This is a genomic window from Haloactinomyces albus (assembly GCF_031458135.1).
GTDB lineage: Bacteria > Actinomycetota > Actinomycetes > Mycobacteriales > Pseudonocardiaceae > Haloactinomyces > Haloactinomyces albus.
In genome coordinates this window covers 1432908-1454914 of sequence record NZ_JAVDXW010000001.1, presented here as the reverse complement: position 1 = coordinate 1454914, position 22007 = coordinate 1432908, and the positions used below count along the sequence as shown (strand labels likewise).

General features: G+C 67.2%; 19 protein-coding genes. 13 read left to right on the top strand and 6 right to left on the bottom strand.

All coding sequences use genetic code 11. The features are described 5' to 3' along the window. Window positions 1-77: 77 nt before the first annotated feature. The 3 genes from gcvH to JOF55_RS06815 all read left to right on the top strand — a co-directional run bounded on the left by gcvH (window position 78) and on the right by JOF55_RS06815 (window position 2203). Window positions 78-452: a glycine cleavage system protein GcvH gene (gcvH, locus tag JOF55_RS06825; RefSeq protein WP_310271249.1), complete on the top strand. Its 375-nt coding sequence runs from the start codon at window positions 78-80 to the stop codon at window positions 450-452. Between the two features lie 28 nt (window positions 453-480). Further along, window positions 481-1836, top strand: coding sequence for an L-serine ammonia-lyase (locus JOF55_RS06820; protein WP_310271246.1), 1356 nt, complete (start codon window positions 481-483; stop codon window positions 1834-1836). A gap of 130 nt (window positions 1837-1966) precedes the next feature. After that, entirely contained in the window at window positions 1967-2203 is a 237-nt protein-coding gene (locus JOF55_RS06815; protein ID WP_310271243.1) for a hypothetical protein, read from the top strand. A 64-nt stretch (window positions 2204-2267) separates the two neighbouring features. Here the strand turns inward: JOF55_RS06815 and JOF55_RS06810 are convergent, their stop codons facing one another. The 4 genes from JOF55_RS06810 to JOF55_RS06795 all read right to left on the bottom strand — a co-directional run bounded on the left by JOF55_RS06810 (window position 2268) and on the right by JOF55_RS06795 (window position 4560). Further along, window positions 2268-2639, bottom strand: a complete 372-nt coding sequence (locus JOF55_RS06810) for a YidH family protein (RefSeq protein WP_310271239.1) — start codon at window positions 2637-2639, stop codon at window positions 2268-2270. Window positions 2640-2641: 2 nt separating this feature from the next. Then, entirely contained in the window at window positions 2642-3037 is a 396-nt protein-coding gene (locus tag JOF55_RS06805; RefSeq protein ID WP_310271236.1) for a YidH family protein, read from the bottom strand. A gap of 70 nt (window positions 3038-3107) precedes the next feature. Beyond that, window positions 3108-3548, bottom strand: a complete 441-nt coding sequence (locus tag JOF55_RS06800; RefSeq protein WP_310271233.1) for an SSI family serine proteinase inhibitor — start codon at window positions 3546-3548, stop codon at window positions 3108-3110. Between the two features lie 292 nt (window positions 3549-3840). Further along, window positions 3841-4560 (bottom strand): MerR family transcriptional regulator, encoded by a 720-nt coding sequence (locus JOF55_RS06795; RefSeq protein ID WP_310271230.1) that lies wholly within the window; start codon window positions 4558-4560, stop codon window positions 3841-3843. Window positions 4561-4643: 83 nt separating this feature from the next. Here JOF55_RS06795 and JOF55_RS06790 point away from each other — a divergent pair, with 83 nt between their 5' ends. The 9 genes from JOF55_RS06790 to JOF55_RS06750 all read left to right on the top strand — a co-directional run bounded on the left by JOF55_RS06790 (window position 4644) and on the right by JOF55_RS06750 (window position 18468). Continuing rightward, a complete protein-coding gene (locus JOF55_RS06790) occupies window positions 4644-5831 on the top strand; it encodes a CaiB/BaiF CoA transferase family protein (RefSeq protein WP_374727241.1) in 1188 nt (395 codons plus the stop codon). A 3-nt stretch (window positions 5832-5834) separates the two neighbouring features. Beyond that, window positions 5835-6977, top strand: coding sequence for an acyl-CoA dehydrogenase family protein (locus JOF55_RS06785; protein ID WP_310271224.1), 1143 nt, complete (start codon window positions 5835-5837; stop codon window positions 6975-6977). Window positions 6978-7095: 118 nt separating this feature from the next. After that, the gene (locus JOF55_RS06780; RefSeq protein WP_374727411.1) at window positions 7096-8259 is read left to right on the top strand and encodes an alkaline phosphatase family protein; all 1164 of its coding nucleotides are present in this window, start codon (window positions 7096-7098) and stop codon (window positions 8257-8259) included. 258 nt (window positions 8260-8517) lie between these two features. Beyond that, window positions 8518-10068 carry an FAD-linked oxidase C-terminal domain-containing protein gene (locus tag JOF55_RS06775; RefSeq protein WP_310271219.1) on the top strand — a complete coding sequence of 517 codons (1551 nt, stop codon included), beginning with the start codon at window positions 8518-8520 and terminating at the stop codon, window positions 10066-10068. Continuing rightward, window positions 10068-11354 carry an FAD-binding oxidoreductase gene (locus tag JOF55_RS06770; protein WP_310271215.1) on the top strand — a complete coding sequence of 429 codons (1287 nt, stop codon included), beginning with the start codon at window positions 10068-10070 and terminating at the stop codon, window positions 11352-11354. The genes JOF55_RS06775 and JOF55_RS06770 overlap by 1 nt, the downstream gene beginning before the upstream one ends. Next, on the top strand, window positions 11354-12700 hold the full coding sequence (locus JOF55_RS06765) for a (Fe-S)-binding protein (protein ID WP_310271212.1): 1347 nt from the start codon (window positions 11354-11356) through the stop codon (window positions 12698-12700). The genes JOF55_RS06770 and JOF55_RS06765 overlap by 1 nt, the downstream gene beginning before the upstream one ends. Before the next feature lie 244 nt (window positions 12701-12944). Beyond that, window positions 12945-14735 carry an L-lactate permease gene (locus tag JOF55_RS06760; protein WP_310271209.1) on the top strand — a complete coding sequence of 597 codons (1791 nt, stop codon included), beginning with the start codon at window positions 12945-12947 and terminating at the stop codon, window positions 14733-14735. A gap of 168 nt (window positions 14736-14903) precedes the next feature. Beyond that, on the top strand, window positions 14904-16121 hold the full coding sequence (locus tag JOF55_RS06755) for an acetyl-CoA C-acetyltransferase (RefSeq protein WP_310271206.1): 1218 nt from the start codon (window positions 14904-14906) through the stop codon (window positions 16119-16121). Window positions 16122-16248: 127 nt separating this feature from the next. Further along, window positions 16249-18468 carry a 3-hydroxyacyl-CoA dehydrogenase NAD-binding domain-containing protein gene (locus JOF55_RS06750; protein ID WP_310271204.1) on the top strand — a complete coding sequence of 740 codons (2220 nt, stop codon included), beginning with the start codon at window positions 16249-16251 and terminating at the stop codon, window positions 18466-18468. Between the two features lie 74 nt (window positions 18469-18542). On the opposite strand, the gene JOF55_RS06745 is transcribed toward JOF55_RS06750, so the two are convergent. Together JOF55_RS06745 and JOF55_RS06740 are read right to left on the bottom strand one after the other, a co-directional pair. Next, window positions 18543-19442, bottom strand: a complete 900-nt coding sequence (locus JOF55_RS06745) for a hypothetical protein (RefSeq protein WP_310271201.1) — start codon at window positions 19440-19442, stop codon at window positions 18543-18545. Between the two features lie 218 nt (window positions 19443-19660). Continuing rightward, window positions 19661-20287, bottom strand: a complete 627-nt coding sequence (locus tag JOF55_RS06740) for a TetR/AcrR family transcriptional regulator (RefSeq protein ID WP_310271199.1) — start codon at window positions 20285-20287, stop codon at window positions 19661-19663. Window positions 20288-20397: 110 nt separating this feature from the next. Between JOF55_RS06740 and JOF55_RS06735 the strand changes: the two genes are divergently transcribed. Continuing rightward, on the top strand, window positions 20398-21897 hold the full coding sequence (locus tag JOF55_RS06735) for a flavin-containing monooxygenase (protein ID WP_310271196.1): 1500 nt from the start codon (window positions 20398-20400) through the stop codon (window positions 21895-21897). Window positions 21898-22007 lie beyond the last annotated feature (110 nt).

Here is a 22007-nt window from a genome sequence, read left to right as displayed (position 1 = left end):
TCTCAGGTTCCGCAACAGAGGGGGAGGCCCAAGTACCCGGGCATGTCCATGCCCTCGATATCAACGGAGCCTCCCCTATGTCTTTGCCCACGCATCTCCAGTACACCGAAGAGCACGAGTGGCTCGAGGATCGTGACGGCATCGTGCGCGTGGGTGTCACGCCCTACGCGTCCGAAGCCCTGGGCGACATCGTTTACGTGCAGCTTCCCGACGTCGGCGAACAGGTCAAGGCGGGCGAGTCCTGCGGCGAGTTGGAGTCCACCAAGTCGGTCAGCGACCTGTACGCGCCTGCCACCGGTGAGGTCGTGGCGGTCAACGAGTCGGTGGTCGACGATCCCTCGCTGGTCAACGCCGATCCCTTCGGTGACGGCTGGCTGCTGGAGATGCGCGTGAGCGAGAACGGCAAGCTGCTCACCGCGGAGCAGTATGCCGAGTTGACCGGTGGGGAGTAGCCCTCGGCAGACAAAGGAGGGCTGATCAATGGCGATCAGTGTCTTCGATCTTTTCTCGGTGGGGATCGGCCCTTCCAGTTCGCATACCGTCGGCCCGATGCGGGCGGCGAGCATGTTCGCTGCCCGGTTGCGGGCCGAGGGGCTGTTGCCCGAGGTCGCGCACGTGCGGGCGGAATTGTTCGGCTCGCTGGGCGCGACGGGTCACGGGCACGGCAGCGCGAAGGCGGTGCTGCTGGGACTGGAGGGCCACCGGCCGGAGTCGGTGGATCCGGTGGCGGTGGCCGATCGGGTGACCGAGATCCGGGCGTCGAACCGGATCCTGCTCGATGGCACTCACGAGTTGTCGTTTCTGGTCGATCACGATCTGGTGCTGCATCGGCGGAAGTCGTTGCCGGTGCATCCCAACGGGATGCGGTTCTCGGCCAGTGACGGCGCAGGCGGTGAGCTGCTGGCGGCGGTGTACTACTCGGTCGGCGGTGGGTTCGTCGTCGACGACGACGCGTCCGGCACCGACCGGGTCACTCCGGACGCCACCGAGGTGGCGTATCCGTTTTCCAGTGGAGCCGAACTGCTGGCGCGGGCAGGCGAGTCGGGCTTGCCGATCAGTGGTGTGATGCTGGCCAACGAGTACGCGTGGCGCGATGACCATGCGGTGCGCCGGGAATTGCTGCACATCTGGCACGTCATGGCCGAGTGCGTGGACAACGGGTGCGCCAACACCGGCCAGTTGCCGGGCGGGTTGCAGGTGGGCCGCCGGGCGGCCGATCTGCGGGCCAAGCTCTCCGAGACCGATGATCCGATGGAGTGGGTCACTGTCTACGCGATGGCGGTCAACGAGGAGAACGCCGCAGGTGGGCGGGTGGTCACGGCGCCGACCAACGGGGCGGCGGGCATCATCCCGGCGGTGCTGCACTACTACTGGCACTTCGTTCCCGACGCGAGCGAGGACGGGGTGGTGCGGTTCCTGCTGGCCGCCGGGGCGATCGGGGTGTTGTTCAAGGAGAACGCCTCGATCTCCGGTGCCGAGGTCGGGTGCCAGGGCGAGGTCGGTTCGGCGTGTGCGATGGCCGCGGCCGGGCTGGCCGAGGTCCTCGGCGGCGGTCCGCAGCAGGTGGAAAACGCCGCCGAGATCGGCATGGAACACAACCTCGGGCTGACCTGCGACCCCATCGGCGGGCTGGTGCAGATTCCCTGCATCGAGCGCAATGCGGTCGCCTCGGTCAAGGCGATCACCGCCGCCCGGATGGCACTACGTGGTACCGGGCGCCACTTCGTGTCGCTGGACAAGGTCATCACCACCATGCGCGCCACCGGCAAGGATATGAAGGACAAGTACAAGGAGACCGCCCGCGGCGGGCTCGCCGTCAACGTCATCGAATGCTGACGTGCGTGCCTCCCGAATCGAGTGGGAGTGAGCGGAACTTTCGTCGCACCTGTTGAGGCGAAAGTTCCGCTCACATCATTCACTCCGATCTCTCCGGAAGCGCCGGGCCGTGTGGGGGCACACTGGTGTGGTGAGCGAACACGACAACGGTGGCTCCGGGCGGGGCGATTCGGAAGCCGAGAACTTCGCACAGGGGCCCAACACACTCTGTTTCACCTGCGGCGGGTTCCGCCGGGTCAGTGAGCCGAGGGTGTATGTCATCCAGGCCACCACCGACATGCAGGCCGGGATGACGATGGCCGAGTGGCGCACCTGTCCGCACTGCCGGGGGACCGGTCACCTGCGCGGCCTGGACGCGCCCGTGTAGGCAGGTGTGGCATCCGTACGAGCAGGCGATCCCGTGCATGCTCGGCCGGAACAGGAGGATTCGCTCAGTTCGCCAGTACGTAGATGAGGCCGAGGCCGCCGACGAGGACCGTGAAAGCCGCCACGGTACCGGGCAGTGCGCCGTCCGACAGCGGTGCTTCGCGGTGCAGACTGCGCTCGTCCCGCCGGTAGCGTCGCCAGGTCAGCAAGCTGATGACCACGACCAGGGGCAGCGTCAGTGCGGCGCACACGGCGGCGAGGACAACATCGGTTCCCGCGAGCAAGCGGATGACCACAGCAGTTGCCACCACGAATGCCAGTGCGGTGCGCGACCAGGCAAGGGTGGTCCGCTCGATTTGCAGTCCGGGATCCCACGGGCCGCTGTGCCCGCGATGGCCGCTGCTCCCACGGTCGCTTCTCCCGCGTTCGCTGAGCACGGTCAGAACCCGATAACCAGGACGAAAATGCAGGCGAGCACACCGATCACCGCGAGTCCGGAACCGAACGCGGGAGCCATCCGGAGCGCGGGCAGGGCGCTACCCGTGCGCAGGGCCCGTTCGGTCGAGGCCCACCGCACGAACGCCGTTATGCTGCACAGAATGCCACCGGTGAGCAGGACGACCGCCAGCAGTGTCCCCAGCGGGCTCGTCCGCTCCTGCGCCGCTTGGAGAGCCTCGACTCCGACTCCTCCCGCCATCAGGGCCAGAGCAGTGCGCAGCCATGCCAGGAAGGTGCGCTCGTTGGCCAGCGTGAAGCGGGGATCGGGCTCGGAGCCCTCGCGATAGACCCGACGTGGCCGACGCCGGGGTTCGGTTTCGGAATCGGCGGGGACCATGCGACCACCATAACCAGGCCTCCACGTGGTCCGGCCGTGGCGGTGCCGCTGCCGTGGTGTCGACGATCCCTCAGAAGTCGAAGACCGGCCCCGTGTGGGCGGTGAGCACGCATGCATTGGAATACGTCTTCTCGTGCTTGACCGGGGTGCCCTCCCACGTGCCCGTGGCGGTCACGGTCACCGGCCGGTAGACCAGCGGGCACATGGCGTTGTCCCGACCTGCCCGTAGGCCGCTGAACTTCCCGCCTGCCCTGTCCAGGTTCTCGCAGGCCGATGCTGCCTTGGGGTGGGTGCCGCCGGCTGGTCCGCAGGTGAGTACTACCGCTCGGTACGGGTCGGAGCCGGTGCCGCGATCGACGGTGAGGTGCAGAACGCTGGCGGAGTGTTGCACGGACGGCTCGGAGCTCGCCGACGGCAGCGGTGCTGCGGAGGCGCCGGTGGAAGCCAGCGTGGCCGCGGCGATCGCGGTGGTGGCGATCAGTGTGCGGCCGAATAACCGGATTGCAGCCATGCTCGTGGTGCCTCCATCTGGATCGGGAGATGGCATTCAGCTTTACTGGCTGATCTCTACCGATCCATCCTTACCGGCAGAGCCTCCGAATCGCTGTACTCGGCGGGAAGAACCACCGAATCGAGTTTCACTCGTTCGGGCAACGCTGCCGAACGTGAAACCGTTCCGCTGTGGACCGGCGAAGCCGCCTCCGGATGTGCGGCCCCGGCAGCACGCGCCCCGCATCGCGCAGGGGCGCGGCTGTGCCGACACATCGCGAGCACGTCATCGCCCGTGATCAACCAGGCAGGCCTCAAACGTGGTCGCGGATCACATCGTTGACCGCTCGCTGGAAACCGTTGACCAGGATCTGGATCGTCAACGGGCGGAGCTGGTCGGTGGCGGCCCGGACCCGCTCCCGCTCGTTCTCCGGCCTGCCGCGCTCGACATAGGGTCGCAGCACATGGGCGGCGAACAGTTCGCGCAGGTCGGTGGCGATCTGTGCGGTGTGCTGCTCGACGATCCGCTTGGCCTGCACCATCATCTCCAGAGGTAGCTCGAGATCGAGGATCTGCACGCCGACACCCAGCATCGCGGTGCTGGACAGGCGCACGCGGTCCGGCTCGTTCTCGATGCGCTCCAGAATGCCGAGCATGACGAGCTGCTCGATCCGCTCGTCGTCGAGTGAGCGGCCGGCGCGCCGGTCGAGTTCGTGCCGGTCGATGTCCTCGGCTTGATCATTGGTCCACGGCGCCAGCAGTGCCCGATGCAGTGCGAGCTCCTCGGGCGGGGCATCGTGCGGGATGCGCTGCAGGTGATGTTCGATGGCCGTCAGGGTGAATCCGAGCGCTTGGAGTTCGCGGATGAGGTCGAGCCGTGCGAGGTGATCGCCTCCGTACAGACCCACTCGTCCACGCAGGCGCGGGGGCGGTAGCAGTCCTCGTGAGGAGTAGAACCGAACGGTGCGCACTGTGACACCCGCACGTGCTGCCAGTTCGTCGACGGTGAGCTCTTCGTCCGCTGTTCGGAGCATGCGTGGCACCATACTCCTTGACCAATGTGACACCAGCGGTGTAACACTATTTGCGTCACAGTTCTGTGTCGGACGACACAGGCATGCAGGGAGGTGTGCCAGTGGCAGCAGGCGAGGAATCGAATCGGCAGGCAGGACGGGGTCCGCTGGCGGGGATTCGGGTGGTCGAGCTGGCCGGGATCGGGCCTGCTCCCTTCTGCGCCATGCTGCTGGCCGATCTGGGGGCCGACGTCGTGCGCGTGGACCGCCCCACCAGCGCGGGCGAACAGGACGACCTGCTCAATCGCGGCAAGCGTTCGATCTCGGTGGATCTCAAGCACGAGCGGGGACCGGCCGCCGTGCTCGGGTTGGTCGAGCAGGCCGACGTGCTGCTGGAGGGCTTCCGGCCGGGGGTCGCCGAGCGTCTCGGTATCGGCCCCGAGACTTGCTGGGAGGTCAATCCCGCACTGGTCTACGGGCGGATGACCGGGTGGGGACAGGACGGTCCACTGTCGTCCAGCTCCGGGCACGACATCGACTACATCGCGTTGAGCGGCATGCTGCACTCGATCGGCAGAGCGGGCGGCCCGCCCCAGGTTCCGGTCAACCTCCTCGGCGACTTCGGTGGCGGGGCGATGTATCTCGCGGTCGGGATCCTGGCGGCTGTGCTGGAATCACGCGGCAGCGGCCGTGGCCAGGTGGTCGATGCCTCCATCGTGGACGGATCGGCGCATCTGGGGACGATGCTGTTCGGCATGCTCTCGACCGGTGGGTGGCGTACCGAGCGCGGTACGAACCTGCTCGATACCGGTGCCCCGTTCTACGACGTCTACGCCACCGCCGACGGCGAGCACATGGCCGTCGGCGCGTTGGAACCGCAGTTCTACGAGGAGTTGCTCGAACGCCTGGGGCTGACCGGGGCGCTCCCCGACCGCGACGATCCCGCGAACTGGCCCGAACTGCGCAACCGGTTCACCGAGGCCTTCGCCGCACGGACCCGGCAGGAGTGGACCGAGATCTTCGCCGACTCCGATGCGTGCGTGACCCCGGTGCTGTCGATGACCGAGGCCGCCGAGCATCCGCACGTGCACGCGCGCGGATCACTCGGGGAGTACAACGGGACGCTTCAACCGGCGGCGGCGCCCCGGTTTTCCCACACGCCGAATCCGGCACCGGGTCCGGTCCCCCGTTCCGGCGCCGACGGCGACTCCGTGTTGCGCGAGTGGCGGGTCGCCGGAGCCGAGGGACTGCTCGAGTCCGGAGCCGTTCGGCCGAACCGAAAGGATGCGTGAGCCATGCGCAGGGAACTGTTCGACGATGAGCACCGGGCTTTTCGCGAGACGGCGCGAACCTTCATCGACAAGGAATTGGTGCCGCATCAGGAGGAGTGGGAGGCCGCGGGCATCGTCAGCCGCGACGCCTGGCTCGCCGCCGGTGCGCAGGGACTACTGGGCACGAGTGTCGACGAGCGCTACGGCGGGGGCGGCGTCGACGACTTCCGGTTCAACGTCGTCTTCGACGAGGAGCTGATCAACGCCGGAGTCTCGGGTTTCGGTGTTCCCGTGCACAACGACATCAACGCGCCCTACCTGACACGTCTGGCCACCGAGGAGCAAAAGCAGCGCTGGTTACCCGGATTCTGCTCCGGAGAGACGATCACCGCGATCGCCATGACCGAGCCCGGTACGGGCAGTGATCTGCAGGGCATTCGCACCACGGCCGTACGGGACGGCGACGACTACGTCCTCAACGGCCAGAAGACGTTCATCAGCAACGGCATCAACGCCGACCTGGTGATCGTCGTCGCGTGCACCGATCCCGAGGCGGGCCACGAGGGATTCAGCCTGCTGGTGGTCGAACGTGACATGCCCGGCTTCGAGCGCGGCCGCAACCTGGACAAGATCGGCCAGAAGTCCCAGGACACCGCTGAGTTGTTCTTCAACGACGTGCGTGTCCCCGCGGCGAACCTGCTCGGTGAGGAGGGCCAGGGCTTCATCTACCTGATGCAGAACCTGCCACAGGAGCGCCTGTCCATCGCCGTGGCTTCGGCCGCCGCCGCGGAGCGGACCCTGGAAGCGACCAAGGAATACTGCCGTAACCGCACCGCCTTCGGCCGCCCGATCGGCAAGTTCCAGCACAACCGGTTCGAGCTGGCCGAAATGGCCACCGAGGTGCAGATCGGCCGGGTGTTCGTCGATCGCTGCGTGACCGAGCACCAGCGGGGCGAACTCGGCGTCGAGCACGCTGCGATGGCCAAGTGGTGGCTGTCGGAGATGAACAAGCGAGTGGTGGATCGCTGTCTGCAGCTGCACGGCGGCTACGGCTATATGGCGGAGTATCCGGTGGCCAAGGCGTTCCTGGACTCCCGGGTGCAGACGATCTACGGTGGTACGACCGAGATCATGAAGGAGATCGTGGGCAAGTCGATGGGCTTCTAGGATCGTGTCCGATCCTTCCGCACGGGCGGTTGGCAGCGATCGACCGTGTTGAGAAGCTGGACGTGAGCTCCTGCTCCGAGGAGCCGGTCCGCTGTCTCCGGGGGCGGAGGGATGCGTGGTGGACTGGATCGTCGCTCCGGATGGTGCCGGACGTGAGCTCGCCGACGTCCTGCCCTCCGCGCTGGCCGCGCTCGGCACCGCAGGCTTCACCGACACCATCGGCATGCCCGGATGCCGTAGGGCGGTGGTGCTGCTCGTCGACGGGCTCGGTTGGACGTTGCTGCACGAGTACGCCGACCATGCGCCGTTCCTGACCTCGTTGGCCACCGGAGCACCCGGTAAGGCGGGGTTCCCGACGACGACGGTCACCAGTTTGACCTCGTTGGGCACCGGCCGGTGCGCGGGTAGGCACGGGGTGGTCGGCTACACGTTCGCGGAACCCTCGGGTGGCCTGCTGCATCCGCTGTCCTGGTCGACGCACGGCACGGCGGAGGACACGGCGGGACGCCGTAGCAGCCTGCTCGACGTGTGGCCTCCGGAGCGGGTGCAGCCGCATCCGACGGCGTTCCAGCAGGCCGAGGCAGCCGGCGTGGACGTCCGCATCGCGGTGCCGCGCGATTTCAAGGACACCGGGCTGACCAGGGCGGCGATGCGGGGTGCCGAGTTTCGGGGCATCCATGCCTTCGGTGATCTCGCAGCGGAGTTGCTCGATGCGGTCCACGCGCCCGGCCCGACGCTGTGCTACGGCTATCACGGGCACCTCGACCTGCTCGGTCACCTGCACGGGCCCGGATCGCTGCCGTGGCGGATGCAGCTCGAACAGGTGGACCGATTCGTGTCCGCACTGGCCGAGCGTCTCCCGGGCGACAGCGTGCTCACCGTCGTCGCCGACCACGGCATGGTGACCATGGACCCACAGGAGACGGTCGATGTCGACACCGAGCCGGAACTGCGGGACGGTGTGCGACTGATCGGTGGCGAGGTGCGCGCTCGTCAGGTGTATGTCGAACCGGGCGCGGTCGATGATGTGCACGCCGCGTGGCGGGGCACCATCGGCGAGCGCGGTCTGGTGCTGACCGGGGAGCAGGCGATCGACGAGGGCTGGTTCGGTCCCGTCATCGACGAGGACGTGCGCCCCCGTATCGGGGACGTGCTCGCGGTGATGCGCGAGGGCGGGGTGACCCGTTCGGCCCTGGAACCGAACGAATCGGCGTTGCGCGGCCACCACGGCTCCCTGACCGCTGCGGAGCAGTTCGTTCCGTTGCTGGTCACGACGGGTTGATTGCCGTGGTCGGGTGCTCTCCGGGCACGGCGATGTGCATGTTGCGTTCTCGGCCGTTGCCGGGTACCCGGCTGTGCCTCCATGTCGATTCGGCCGGTGCGGATACCACCGAGCCGGAAGGGACCGGTTCGACTGCGGGCCGATCAGTGCTTGCCGACCTCTTGTATCTATGACGTATCCAACATATGGTCTGCGCTACACCGTCACAGGGCTTTCCCTGGAACGAGAACCGGTGATGCGGTGAGAGGGAGGCGGGCCATGCAGTCGGCTGATACCGGGCAAGTTGCCTGCGGGCAAGCCGGTAGCGGGCAAGTCGGTAGCGGACAGGCCGCCGAGAGCGGGACCGAACATCCGGACCTGCACGGAGCGCTGCAACGCTTCCGCGGGATTCTCGCGCCGGATGCGGTCATCACCGATCCGCAGCAACTGCGCACCTACGAGTGCGACGGACTGGCCAGTTACAAGGTGGTGCCCGCTGCTGTGGTGCTGCCCGAGGACGCCGAGCAGGTTCGGGCGGTGGTGCGGGTGTGTTCCGAGCACGGAATCCCCTTCGTCGCTCGTGGTTCGGGTACCGGCCTGTCCGGGGGCGCACTGCCGCATGCCGACGGTGTTCTCGTGGTCACCTCCAGGATGCGCCGCATTCTCGACATCGACATCGCCAACGAGCGAGCCGTGGTCGAACCCGGCGTGATCAACCTCGACGTCACGAGAGCGGCTTCCCCGCACGGCTACTACTTCGCCCCGGATCCCTCCAGTCAGCAGGTCTGCTCGGTAGGGGGCAACGTCGCCGAGAACTCGGGCGGGGCGCACTGCCTGAAGTACGGCTTCACCGCCAACCACATCCTCGCGATGGAGGTGGTCACGCCCGACGGCGAGCTCGTGGAACTCGGCGGCTCCGCTCCGGACGTGCCGGGATACGACCTGCTCGGCGCCTTCATCGGCAGTGAGGGAACGCTCGGTGTGGCCACCCGGATCACCGTGCGGCTGCTGCGGAATCCGGAGTCGGTGCGGACCTTGCTGGCCGGTTTTCCCTCCACCGATGAGGCGGGCGCGGCGGTATCGGCGATCATCGCCTGTGGAGTCACGCCCGCAGCCATCGAGATGATGGACGCACTGTCCATCGAGGCCGCCGAGCAGGCCGTCCACTGCGGATACCCGGAGGGTGCGGGGGCTGTGCTGGTCGTCGAACTGGACGGCCCCGCCGCCGAGGTGGAACACACCTTCACCGAAGTTCAGCGGCACTGCGAGGAACACGGTGCCTTCGAGATCAGGGTCGCTGCCGACGACGCGGAGCGGGCGCTGATCTGGAAGGGGCGCAAGTCGGCCTTCGCCGCCGTGGGCAGGATCAGCCCGGACTACATCGTCCAGGACGGGGTGATCCCCCGGACATCGCTGCCCGAGGTCCTCACCAGGATCGCCGATCTCTCGGCGAAGTCCGGGGTACGGGTCGCCAACGTCTTTCACGCCGGAGACGGCAACCTGCATCCGCTGGTGCTGTTCGACGGCGCTGAACCCGGTGCGGCCGAGCGCGCGGAGGAGGTCTCCGGCGCGATCCTCGACCTGTGCCTCGAACACGATGGTTCGATCACCGGGGAGCACGGCGTCGGCTCGGACAAGGTGCGCTATATGGGTCGCATGTTCACCGACGAGGACCTCGACACCATGCAGCGAGTGCGGTGCGCGTTCGACCCGGTCAACCTCTGCAATCCGGGCAAGGTCTTCCCGACACCCCGGCTGTGCGGGGAGGTCCCGGGGCCGCGTCGCGGAGTGCACCCACTGACCGAAGCCGGATTGGCGGATCAGTTCTGATGGCGACAAGGACCGAAGACGCGGCGCGTGCCGACCTGTCGGCCGCGCTCGGGGCGGAGCGCATTCGTGACGCGGGAGAGGCGGATGCCGTCAACGGGGTCCGGCCCCATTGGGTCGCCTCGGTTACGGACACCGAGCAGACCGCCGCGGCCATGCGGGTGGCGAGCGAGTACGGGCTCCGGGTGATTCCTCGGGGAGCCGGCAGCAGGATCGGCCGGGGCAACGCCCCGGACGCGGTGGAGCTGCTGCTGGACCTCTCCGGTGCCGACGAGGTACTCGAACACGCGGCCGGCGATCTCGTGGTTCGGGCACGGGCGGGTACGCCGATCGCCGAGGTGCAGCGGGTGGTCAGCGGTGCCGGGCAGCAGTTGTCGATCGACCAGCCGTTGGCGGGTTCCACGGTCGGCGGCGTGATCGCCACCGGTGCGACCGGCCCCGGTCGTCACCTGTTCGGCGGAGTACGGGATCTGCTCATCGGCATCACCGTGGTGCGTGCCGACGGTGTGGTGACCGCTTCCGGGGGCAAGGTCGTCAAGAACGTCGCGGGATACGACCTCGGCAAGCTCTACACCGGCTCCTACGGCACCCTCGGCGTGATCACGGAGGCGATCTTCCGCCTGCACCCGCTGGCCGCCGAGTACCGCTGGGTGTCGGTGACCGTGCCGGAGGCAGGCGCCGCCGGTGCGGCGGTCCACGCATTGCGGAGTTCGCAGGCGATGCCCACCGCCATCGAGGTGAACCGGGACGAACCGGGTGCCCCGATCACGGTCTGTGCGCAGCTCGACGGCCGTCCGGAGGCGACGGACCGGCGCGCACGGGAGCTGGCCGAGGCCGTCGGCACGGCGACCGGCTCCTCCGGCGATGTCCTCGAGGCGGCACCCACCTGGTGGGGCGACGATCCCTTCGACGCTTCGTGCGGTACCGGATTGCGACTGGGGGTCGAGCCGGCGGCGATCGGTTCGCTGCTCGGCGAGGCACAGCAGGTCGCCGAGCGGTGCGGGCTGTCGCCGGCGATCCGTGGCTCGGCAGGTCTCGGTGTCGTCCATGCCCGCGTACCCGAGGATGCCGAGCCCGCAGCCGTTGCCGAGTTGGTGCGCGGTCTGCGCGCGGTGACCGCCGCGCACGGCGGATACGCCGTGGTGGTGTGCGCTTCCGCGGCGGTACGAGCTGCCGTGGACGTCTGGGGCCCGGTTGCCGACGGGGCACTGGCGCTCATGCGCCGCACCAAAGACCAGTTCGATCCCGAGCGTCTCCTGTCTCCCGGTCGGTTCGTGGGAGGAATCTGATGACCGAGTACCCTGCACATCCCGCCGGTGAGCAATCCGCCCGCCCGGAGGGCGCCTTCGACGCCTTCCACCCGCCACAGCGGGAGCTCATCAGCGACTGTGTCCACTGTGGTTTCTGTTTGCCCGCTTGCCCCACCTACGACCTGTGGGGCCAGGAGATGGACTCCCCGCGCGGGCGTATTCATCTCATGGAGACCGGGTTGGACGGGGAACCGCTGTCGGAGAGCATGGTCAGCCACTTCGACAACTGCCTGGGCTGTATGGCGTGCGTGACGGCCTGCCCCTCGGGGGTGCAGTACGGCACTCTGATCACCGAGACCCGCGCGCAGGTCGAACGCAGGCATCGCCGCGGTTTTTGGGAGCGCGCGCTGCGCGGCACGATCTTCTCGCTGTTTCCGTACCCGCGCAGGCTCAAGGCCCTGCGCGGCCCCCTCGCGCTGTACCAGCGGCTCGGCCTGGCCGGACTGCTACGGCGATCCGGGCTGTTGGCACGGATGCCGAAGCACCTGCAGACGATGGAGTCACTCGCGCCACCGGTTCGGCGCGCCCCGAAACTCCCCGAGCGGGTGCGAGCACTCGGCCGGCGGCGCGCCGTGGTCGGCATGATCACCGGATGTGTGCAGGGCGCCTTCTTCCCGGAGGTCAACGCCGCGACCGCACGAGTGCTGGCCTCCGAAGGATGCGACGTGGTGATTCCGCGATCGCAGGGCTGCTGCGGGGCGCTGAGCGAACACTCCGGGCGCGCGACCGAGGCCGTGGCGTTCGCCCGTGATCTCCTGGATCGCCTGGAAGCCGCCGATGTGGATTACGTGGTCATCAACTCGGCCGGCTGTGGTTCCACGCTGAAGGAGTATCCGCGCCTGCTGGCCGACGATCCCGCCCGTGCCGAGCGTGCCGAGCGGTTTTCCGCGCGGGTACGCGACATCTCCGAACTGCTGGGCGAGATCGGTACTGTCGCCGAGCGTCATCCGCTGCCCGCACGCATCGCCTACCACGATGCGTGCCATCTCAGCCACGGGCAGGGAATCCGCACCCAGCCCCGGGAATTGCTTCGCGCCATTCCCGAGCTGGAATTGCGCGAAATCAATCGCGGAGAACTGTGCTGCGGATCGGCCGGGGTGTACAACCTGCTGCAGCCGCAGGCCGCACGGGAACTCGGTGACCGAAAGGCCGAGAACGTGGTCGCCACCGACGCCGATGTGCTGGTGACCGCGAATCCGGGATGCTCGATGCAGATTCGTACGGCACTGGAGCGGCGCGAGCAGGACATGGCGATGGCCCATACCGTGCAAGTGCTCGATGCATCGATTCGGGGACTGCCCGTGGAGTCGTTGCTGAGGCGGTGAACAGGGAACGAACGGCGGGGAACGGTGTCCGGGGCCGTTCCCCGAAAAAACGCGGAATTCGGCGGTGCCCGGTGCCGTACCGGCGGAGCGGTACTTTCGAAATCGTATCGGGAAAGACCTGTCGTAGGACGTCGTGAAACGCTACATTCGCCCCGTTGTGATCGATAAAGAAGTCGGATTCCACACAACGGAGTGATCATGTATCAGCATTCCCCGGATCCGTGGTTTTTCGGATGTGAGTGCCATGGATAATCTCGCGGTCCTCAGTGCGGTGGCGCTGTCGCCCATCGTGGTCATCGGTATCCTTCTGGTGGGGCTGCGGTGGCCCGCCAAATATGCCATGCCGGTCGGATTCGTCGTGGTCGTCATCGCAGCGGCTTTCGTGTGGGATGTCGAGCCCCTGGTGATCGCGGCGTCGAGTGTGCAGGGACTGGTCCTCGCGATCGGTCTGCTCTACATCGTGTTCGGTGCTCTGCTGTTGCTCGAAACGCTGGGCAAGAGCGGTGCGCTGTCCTCGATCCGGGCCACCTTCACCGACATCAGCCCCGACAGGCGCATCCAGGCCATCATCATCGGCTGGTTGTTCGGCAGCTTCATCGAAGGGGCATCCGGATTCGGCACTCCGGCAGCGGTGGTGGCACCGCTGCTGCTGGCGCTCGGGTTCCCCGCCATGGCAGCGGTGATGGTCGGCCTGACGATCCAGAGCACGCCGGTGACCTTCGGCGCGGTCGGAACGCCGATCCTGGTCGGAGTCACCGACGGTCTCAGCGGCAGTGCTGCCGTGGAGCAGCGGGCTTCGATCCTGGGTGTGGACATGCCCGGCTACATCGCCCGGATCGCCCTGGATGCCGCACTGATGCACGCGATCATCGGCACGCTGATCCCGCTGTTCCTGGCCTGCATGCTCACCGGGTTCTTCGGCGAGAACCGGCGTTTCGGCGAGGGGTTGGGCGTGTGGCGGTTCGCGCTGTTCGCCGCGCTGGCGATGACGGTGCCCTACCTCGTGGTCGCCGCCGTGCTGGGACCGGAATTCCCGGCACTGCTGGGTGGACTGATCGGGCTGACGATCGTGGTCACCGCCGCTCGCCGCGGCCTGTTCCTGCCTGCGCGGCCCTGGGAGTTCCCGGAACGGCAGGGCTGGCCGGCCCGATGGACGGGCAACGTCGAACCCGATGGTGATGTGCCCGGGAAATTGATGCACCCGGCCCGCGCCTGGGCGCCGTACCTGCTGGTCGCCGCACTCCTGGTGTTCACCCGAACGGTGCCGCCGGTCAAGGAGTTCCTCAGTGGACTGACGCTGGATTTCGAGAACATCTTCGGTACCGAGGTGACGGAGAGCCTGCAGCCGTTCTACATTCCGGGGTTCGTCCTGCTCTTGGCCAGCGTCGCGACCTACGGTCTGCACCGGATGAGCGGACGGCGGATCGCGGCATCGTGGCGGGTGGCCGGTCGGCAGATCGCGGGCGCGGCGGTGGCACTGCTGTTCGCGCTGCCCCTGGTACGGATCTTCATCAACTCCGGAGCGGAGTTCAACGTGTCCGGCTACGAGAGCATGCCGATGACGCTGGCCGACGGTGCGGCCACGATCGCGGGTGGGAGCTGGCCCGTCCTGGCGCCCTGGATCGGCGCGCTCGGTGCGTTCGTCGCAGGCAGCAACACGATCAGCAATCTCATGTTCTCCCTGTTCCAGTTCTCCACCGCCGAGCAGATCGGTGTGGCACCGGAGAGCGTGGTGGCAGCCCAGGCGGTGGGTGGTGCCGCGGGCAATATGATCACCGTGCACAACGTGGTGGCCGCATCGGCGACCGTCGGCCTGTTGGGCCGGGAAGGCGACCTCATCCGCAAGACGATCTTCCCGTTGATCTATTACTGCCTGTTCGCGGGCGCGCTGGCGTTCGTCCTGACCAACGGGCTCGGCCCGAATATCGGCACCATCATGCTGGTGCTCATCGGTCTCGCACTGGTCGGCGGCATTCTCCTGATGCGCAGGCAGCTCGAGGAGTATCCCGACAGCAGCGAGGACGCCGTGCGGTGAGGACCGGCGCCGACCTGCATATCGGGGCCACGTCCGGAAGAGTGTGCGGAGGGGGCTCTCCCGTCGCGAGAACGTGGAGTGTCCCCTCCGCGCACTCTCTCCCATTGACTGTGACAGTCCTGGTGTCACACTCTGAGTGGAGTATCGGCAAGGAGGAGGCAGCCACCCATGTCCGAGGCGTTCATCTACGACGCGATCCGCACGCCACGCGGTCGCGGAAAGAAAACCGGGTCACTGCACGGGACAAAACCGATCGGTCTGGTCGTCGATCTCATCCACGAGCTCAAGCGGCGCCATCCGGAACTGGATCCGGAAACGATCGATGATGTCGTCCTGGGCGTGGTCACGCCCGTGGGCGACCAGGGAGGCGACATCGCCAAAGCCGCCGCTCTCGCGGCGGACCTGCCCGAGACCGTCAGTGGTGTGCAGCTCAACCGCTTCTGCGCCTCCGGTCTGGAGGCCGTCAACACGGCCGCGCAGAAAGTCCGCTCCGGTTGGGAGGACGTGGTTCTCGCCGGCGGTGTGGAATCCATGTCGAGAGTGCCGATGGGTACCGACGGCGGTGCCTGGGCGCTCGACCCGGAGACGAACCTGGACACCTCCTTCGTGCCACAGGGCATCGGCGCCGACCTGATCGCCACCCTGGAAGGATTCGACCGTGATACCGTCGACGGCTTCGCCGCCGAATCGCAGACCCGGGCCGCCAAGGCATGGGCCGACGGCCGTTTCGCACACTCCGTGGTTCCGGTGACCGACCGCAACGGCCGCACCGTGCTCGACCGCGACGAGCACATTCGCGCCAACACCACGGTGGAAGACCTCGGTGGGCTGCAGCCGTCCTTCGCGGGAATCGGCGACATGGGCGGTTTCGACGCCGTGGCCCTGCAGAAGTACCACTGGGTCGAGCGCATCGACCACGTGCACACGCCCGGCAACTCCTCCGGCATCGTCGACGGTGCCGCACTGGCCTTGATCGGCGGTGACGACCTCGGCGAACGCACCGGACTGCGCCCGCGCGCCCGCATCGTCTCCGCCGCACTCAGCGGTGCCGACCCCACGATCATGCTGAACGGACCCGGCCCGGCCGTGCGCAAGGCCCTCGCCAAGGCGACGATGTCCATCGACGACATCGACCTCGTCGAGATCAACGAAGCATTCGCTGCCGTACCGCTGAAGTTCATGAAGGACTTCGGCGTGCCACACGAGAAGGTCAACGTCAACGGCGGCGCCATCGCCATGGGGCATCCGCTCGGCGCCACCGGCGCGATGATCCTCGGCACCCTCATCGACGAACTCGAACGCCGCAGGCAGCGCTACGGCCTGGCCACTCTCTGCATCGGTGGGGGAATGGGGATCGCCACCATCATCGAACGAGTGGAGGCCTGAGTGCCGCCTGCGTAGGTGATCTCTTGCGCAGGCTGCTCTTTCCCGCAAGAGCGAAGCGCAACGGCCACATCAAAGCTGTCGAGTCATCATCCCGCCCCAGACACTGCCTCGTAAGGACACATCATTCATGAGCGACCAGAGCACCATCCGCTGGACTGATCGCGACGCCGACGGCATCGTCGTGCTCACTCTGGACGATCCACAGCAGCAAGCCAACACCATGAACGAGCGCTACCTGCGCTCGATGGAGGAAACCCTCCGGCGACTCGAGACGGAGAAGGACGACATCACCGGTGTGGTCATCACCTCCGCCAAGAGCACTTTCTTCGCAGGCGGCGACCTGCGCGAGCTCATCAGGGCGCGCCCGGAGAACGTGGACGAGGTCGCCGAGACCAGTGACACGGCCAAGCAGCAGCTTCGCAGGCTGGAGACACTGGGTGTCCCGGTCGTCGCAGCACTGAACGGGACCGCACTCGGTGGTGGCCTGGAGATCGCGCTCGGCTGTCACCACCGCATCGCCGTCGACGCCTCCGGCGTGCGCTTCGGTTTTCCCGAGGTCACGTTGGGCCTGCTGCCCGGTGCCGGTGGTGTGGTCCGCTCGGTCCGACTGCTCGGGATCGCCGATGCGCTGATGCAGGTACTTCTGGAGGGCCAGCGGTTGCGGCCCGGCAAGGCACACGAACTCGGCCTCATCGACGAACTCGTCACCGACTCCGACCAGCTGCTGAGCAAAGCCAAGGAGTGGATCAAGTCCCATCCGGAGGCCACCCAGCCGTGGGACCGCAAGGGCTACAAGATCCCCGGTGGCACGCCGTCGGATCCGAAGTTCGCCGCCAACCTGCCCGCCTTTCCCGCGAACCTGCGCAAACAGCTCAAGGGCGCCCCGCTGCCCGCGCCGCGCAACATCATGTCCGCGGCCGTGGAAGGAGCCCAGGTCGACGTCGACACCGCTCTGACCATCGAGGGGCGCTATTTCCTGGAGCTGCTCTGTGGACAGACGTCGAAGAACATGAGCAAGGCATTCTTCTTCGATCTGCAGCACGTGAATTCCGGTGGCAGCCGTCCGCAGGGCGTGCCGGAATGGAGTGCGAGCAAGGTGGGCGTGCTCGGTGGCGGCATGATGGGCGCCGGGATCGCCTACGTCTGCGCCAAGGCGGGCATGCAGGTCGTGCTCAAGGACGTGTCCGTGGAAGCGGCCGAGAAGGGCAAGTCCTATTCGCAGAAGTTGCTCGACAAGGCCGTGTCCAGGGGACGCTCCGGCGAGTCGGAGCGCGACGCCGTGCTCGCCCGCATCACCGCAACCGACCGGGTCGACCAGCTCGCCGGGTGTGACCTGGTGATCGAGGCCGTCTTCGAGGACACCGCGGTCAAACACGAGGTGTACGCCCAGGCCGAAGGGGTACTCGCCGAGGACGCGGTGATCGCTTCGAACACCTCCACGTTGCCGATCACCGGGCTGGCCGAGGGCGTGCGCCGCCGGGACGACTTCATCGGCCTGCACTTCTTCTCACCGGTGGACAAGATGCCCCTGGTGGAGATCATCCGCGGTGCGCAGACCAGCGACCGGACGCTGGCAAAGGCCTTCGACGTGGTGCGGCAGATCAACAAGACGCCGATCGTCGTCAATGACAGCCGGGGATTCTTCACCAGCCGGGTCATCGGCACCTTCCTCAACGAGGGAGTGGCGATGCTGACCGAAGGAGTGGCCCCCGCATCGATCGAGCAGGCTTCCTCGCAGGCCGGTTTCCCCGCGCCCGTTCTGCAGCTCTACGACGAGCTCACGCTCACCCTTCCCCGGAAAATCCGGGAAGAAACGAGGCAGGCCGTCGAAGCCGCGGGTGGGAAATGGACACCGCATCCGGCCGACCCGGTGCTGGATCGAATGGTCGACGAGTTCGACCGTAAGGGCCGCTCCAGCGGTGCCGGTTTCTACGACTATGCCGATGGCGAGCGCACGGGCTTGTGGCCGGGCCTGCAGGAGCATTTCGGTGCCGGTAGTCGCGACCCCGGCGAGGTCGACCTCACCGACCTCCAGGAGCGGATGCTGTTCATCGAGGCGCTCGAGACCGTTCGCTGCTTCGACGAGGGAGTGGTGGAGTCGGTGCCCGACGTCAACATCGGGTCGATCTTCGGAATCGGTTTCCCCGCGTGGTCCGGCGGAGTCGTGCAGTACATGAACGGCTATCCGGGAGGTCTGGCCGGTTTCGTCGAGCGTGCGCGGGAACTCGCCGCTCGCTACGGTGACCGTTTCGAGCCGCCGGAATCACTCGTGGCCAAGGCCCGAGCGGGCGAGGCCTTCGATACCGGTGAACCGGACGCCGAGGTGGTCACCGCAGTGGCCGCCTGAGGCGGGAACGGTGTCGAGCGAGCGGGCGGGCCCCGGAGTGCGGTTCCGGGGCCCACCCGGTTGACGAAGCCCGTTCAGAGTCCGAGCGAGTGAGGGTTCGACAGCGGATTCGGCACACTGCCGACGACCGGCAGCGAGTCGCTCGGCGTGCCGACGGGTGTGCCGATGCCTGCGAGGGTGTCGCTTGCCCGTTCCGCCATGCCGGAGCTGCGGGCCACGCCGGTCTGCCCTGTCGTGCCGGTCTTCCCGGCTACGCCGGTGAGACCGTCGTCCAGCGCGGCCATGGCCGGGGTGTTCCGGTGAGCAGGCAGGGCCTCGCCGGCCCTCGGCAGGTTCACTCGGCCGTCCGAGACCTGCGGTGGGGCGTCCTGCACGCTCCTCGGCACGACGGTGCCGACCGAATTCGTCAACGGTGCGATGCTTTGGCCCTGCGCGGCCGTGAGATCGACTGCCGTGTCGGCGGCGGACACGCCTTCGTGGCCGGAGTGGCGCGGCCCGACTTCGGCGTCGAGCAGCTTGGCGTGCTTGCCGCCTGATTCGGTGCGAGCGGTGTTTCCGGTTTCGACCTCGGCGCTGACCGTCGGCCGGGTGTCGGTCATCCGCTGCAGACGCGTGGTCTCCGCGGTGACGTGCCCGAGTACGCGGGTGGCGTTGCCCGCCGAGAGCGGCTGCCTGCTGTCCCGCAGCTCACCGGCCACGCCATGGGCCATGGTCGTGATGTCCGCGCCGACCTGCTTGAACACGTTCGGGATGCTTGCTTTCACGGTGACGTTCGGGCAGGGGCCCATCGGTAGGTCTGCGGCGGCCTGGCAGGTGTGCAGGGGAGCCGTGATCCCGATGTCGTCCGGTGCCTGAGTGAGGTCGGGGAGCCCGGGGGTCGCAGTGTCCGCCGCCGAGGCGGAGCCCGTTCCGACTGCGGCGAACCCCGCAGCCACAACAGCGGCGTTCAACGTGCGCGTGGTCCAAGGGCGCAAGGTCAGTTCTCCTCGGTCTGTTGTCTACGGCGAGGTCGCACCGGCTGTCGGCTCCGTCGGTTCGGGGAGAGATGACGGGGACGGCTGGAACGACCAACGTGCTCCGCATCGGAACGGACGAGGGCGATCTTGAGCCCGAGGTTGCCGTTAACCCTCGATCGGGTGGTTTTGGCGTTGTGGGCATGCGCCACGAACACCGGGTGGGGATCCTGCTTATGTCAAGTGCCGAGAGTGAGGCTCGGGCTGATCAGCGCCATCAGGTGTTCCGTGGCCATCCGGGGGGTGATCTCCGGGCGGTGCTCGCGCCACATGGCCAGCCGCTCACAGGCACCGATGATCGACTCGGCGAAGGCTTCCAGACGTACCTCGTTCGTCTCGGGAAGCGAGCGGCGCAGCATGCCCGCGGTGAACTCGACCTGCTGACTGCGGATCGACTCGAGTTCGGAATCGACCGGTAGCCCCGGGATGGCGGACTCGTTGCGCAGCAGTGCCCACGCCTGTCGGTGTTCCTCGCTGAACCGAAAGAACGCCAGGAGACCGTCGTGCAGGAGCTGTTCGGGGCCGGAGGCGTTCTCGGCCGCGGCGGTGGTGCTTTCCAGCAGTTCCCGCTTGGCTCGTTCGAGGCAGGCCAGCAGCAGTCCGTCCTTGGAACCGAAGTACTCGTAAAGCATCGGTTTGGACAGGCCGACACGCTGTGCGATGTCGTCCATCGAAGCGGTCTGGTAACCCCGCGTGGCGAATACCTCCTCGGCGACTCCGAGGATCTGGCGCTCGCGTTCGGCTCTGGGAAGCCGCTTGCGAGAAGCGGTGTCGCCCTGGCGTGTGTCTGCCTGTTCAACCTCCACGAAATCGACCCTACCGCACGTAACTTACCAGTAGTAGGCTACACACAACTTACCGATAGTAGGCTACTGGAAAGTAAGCAGTGTGGCGCGGGAACGAGGAGGTACTGCCGATGGCGGAGCGACAGGTGCGGGATCAGCGCAGGTACGAGACCTCCGTGGTCATCGTGGGGAGCGGGTTCTCGGGACTGGGAACGGCGATCCGGCTGAAACAGGCGGGCATCCACGATTTCCTCGTGCTGGAGAAGAACGCGGATCTCGGCGGTACCTGGCGGGACAACACCTATCCGGGGTGTGCCTGTGACGTCCCCTCCCTGATGTACTCCTTCTCCTTCGAACAGAACCCGAATTGGTCGCGGATGTTCGCCGAGCAGGCGGAGATCGAGGACTACCTCCAGCACTGCGCCGACAAGTACGGCGTGCGCGAGCACATCCACTACGGCGTGGAGTTCACCGGCGCGGAGTGGGACGAGAACAACCGCACCTGGCACGTCGCCACCGCCGATGGCACCGAGTATGTCGGCAGGGCTCTCGTCTCGGGCGTGGGCGCACTGCACATCCCGCACTACCCGGAACTGCCGGGGCTGGAGCGGTTCCGGGGCGAGACTTTTCACTCCGCGGACTGGAACCACGACTACGACCTCCGCGGCAAGCGGGTGGCCGTGGTCGGTACCGGCGCCAGCGCGATCCAGTTCGTTCCCGAGATCGCGAAGAAGGTCCGGCATCTGCACCTGTTCCAGCGCACGCCACCGTGGATCCAGCCGAAACCGGACCGGCCGATCCCGGCCGGGCTGCAAAAGGCCTTCCGTCGCATTCCGCTGGTGCAGAAAGCGGCACGGGCTGCGATCTACTGGACGCTGGAACTGCGCTCGGTCGCCGTCCTGCGCAATCCCCGGCTGCAGCGGGTCTCGCAGTGGCTGGCCAAGCGGTTCATCCGCAAGCAGGTGCACGACCCGCAGGTGGCCGAGGCCGTGACGCCGGATTACTCCATGGGATGCAAGCGAATTCTGCTCTCCAGTGATTTCTACCCCGCGCTCAACCGGTCCAATGTGGACCTCCGTACGAGCGGAGTCGCGGAGGTGCGGGAGCAGTCGGTGGTCACCGGCGACGGCGAGGAGCATCCGGTCGATGCCATCATCTTCGGTACCGGCTTCCACGTCACCGACGCGTTCGAGCACCTCGCCATCGTCGGTCGGGGTGGACGAAAACTACAGGACGCCTGGCGCGACGGCATGGAAGCCCACCTCGGTATCACGGTCTCCGGATTTCCGAATCTGTTCTTCCTGCTGGGTCCGAACACCGGCCTGGGGCACAACTCCGTGGTGTTCATGATCGAGTCACAGGTCAACTATGTGCTCAGCGTGCTGCGCCCGATGCTGGCGGGCAGGATCGACCAGGTCGACGTGCGGCAGTCGGTGCAGGACGAGTTCAACGCGGAGATTCAGTCGGAGCTCACCGAGTCGGTGTGGTCGACGGGTGGCTGCCGGAGTTGGTATCTGGACGCCAACGGAGTGAACCGGACGGTGTGGCCCGGGTTCACGTGGAACTACTGGCGACGTACGCGTAAGCTCGACCCGGCCGACTACGAGATCCGGACCGCCGGGCGTCGTTGAGGGTTCGCACGGGCGTTCGATACGCTGTGCGTGTCATTGCCACCACGGATCCCACCACGCCGGATGCGGCGTCCTACACAGCCGGGGCTACGCAGTCGGATTCTGTATAG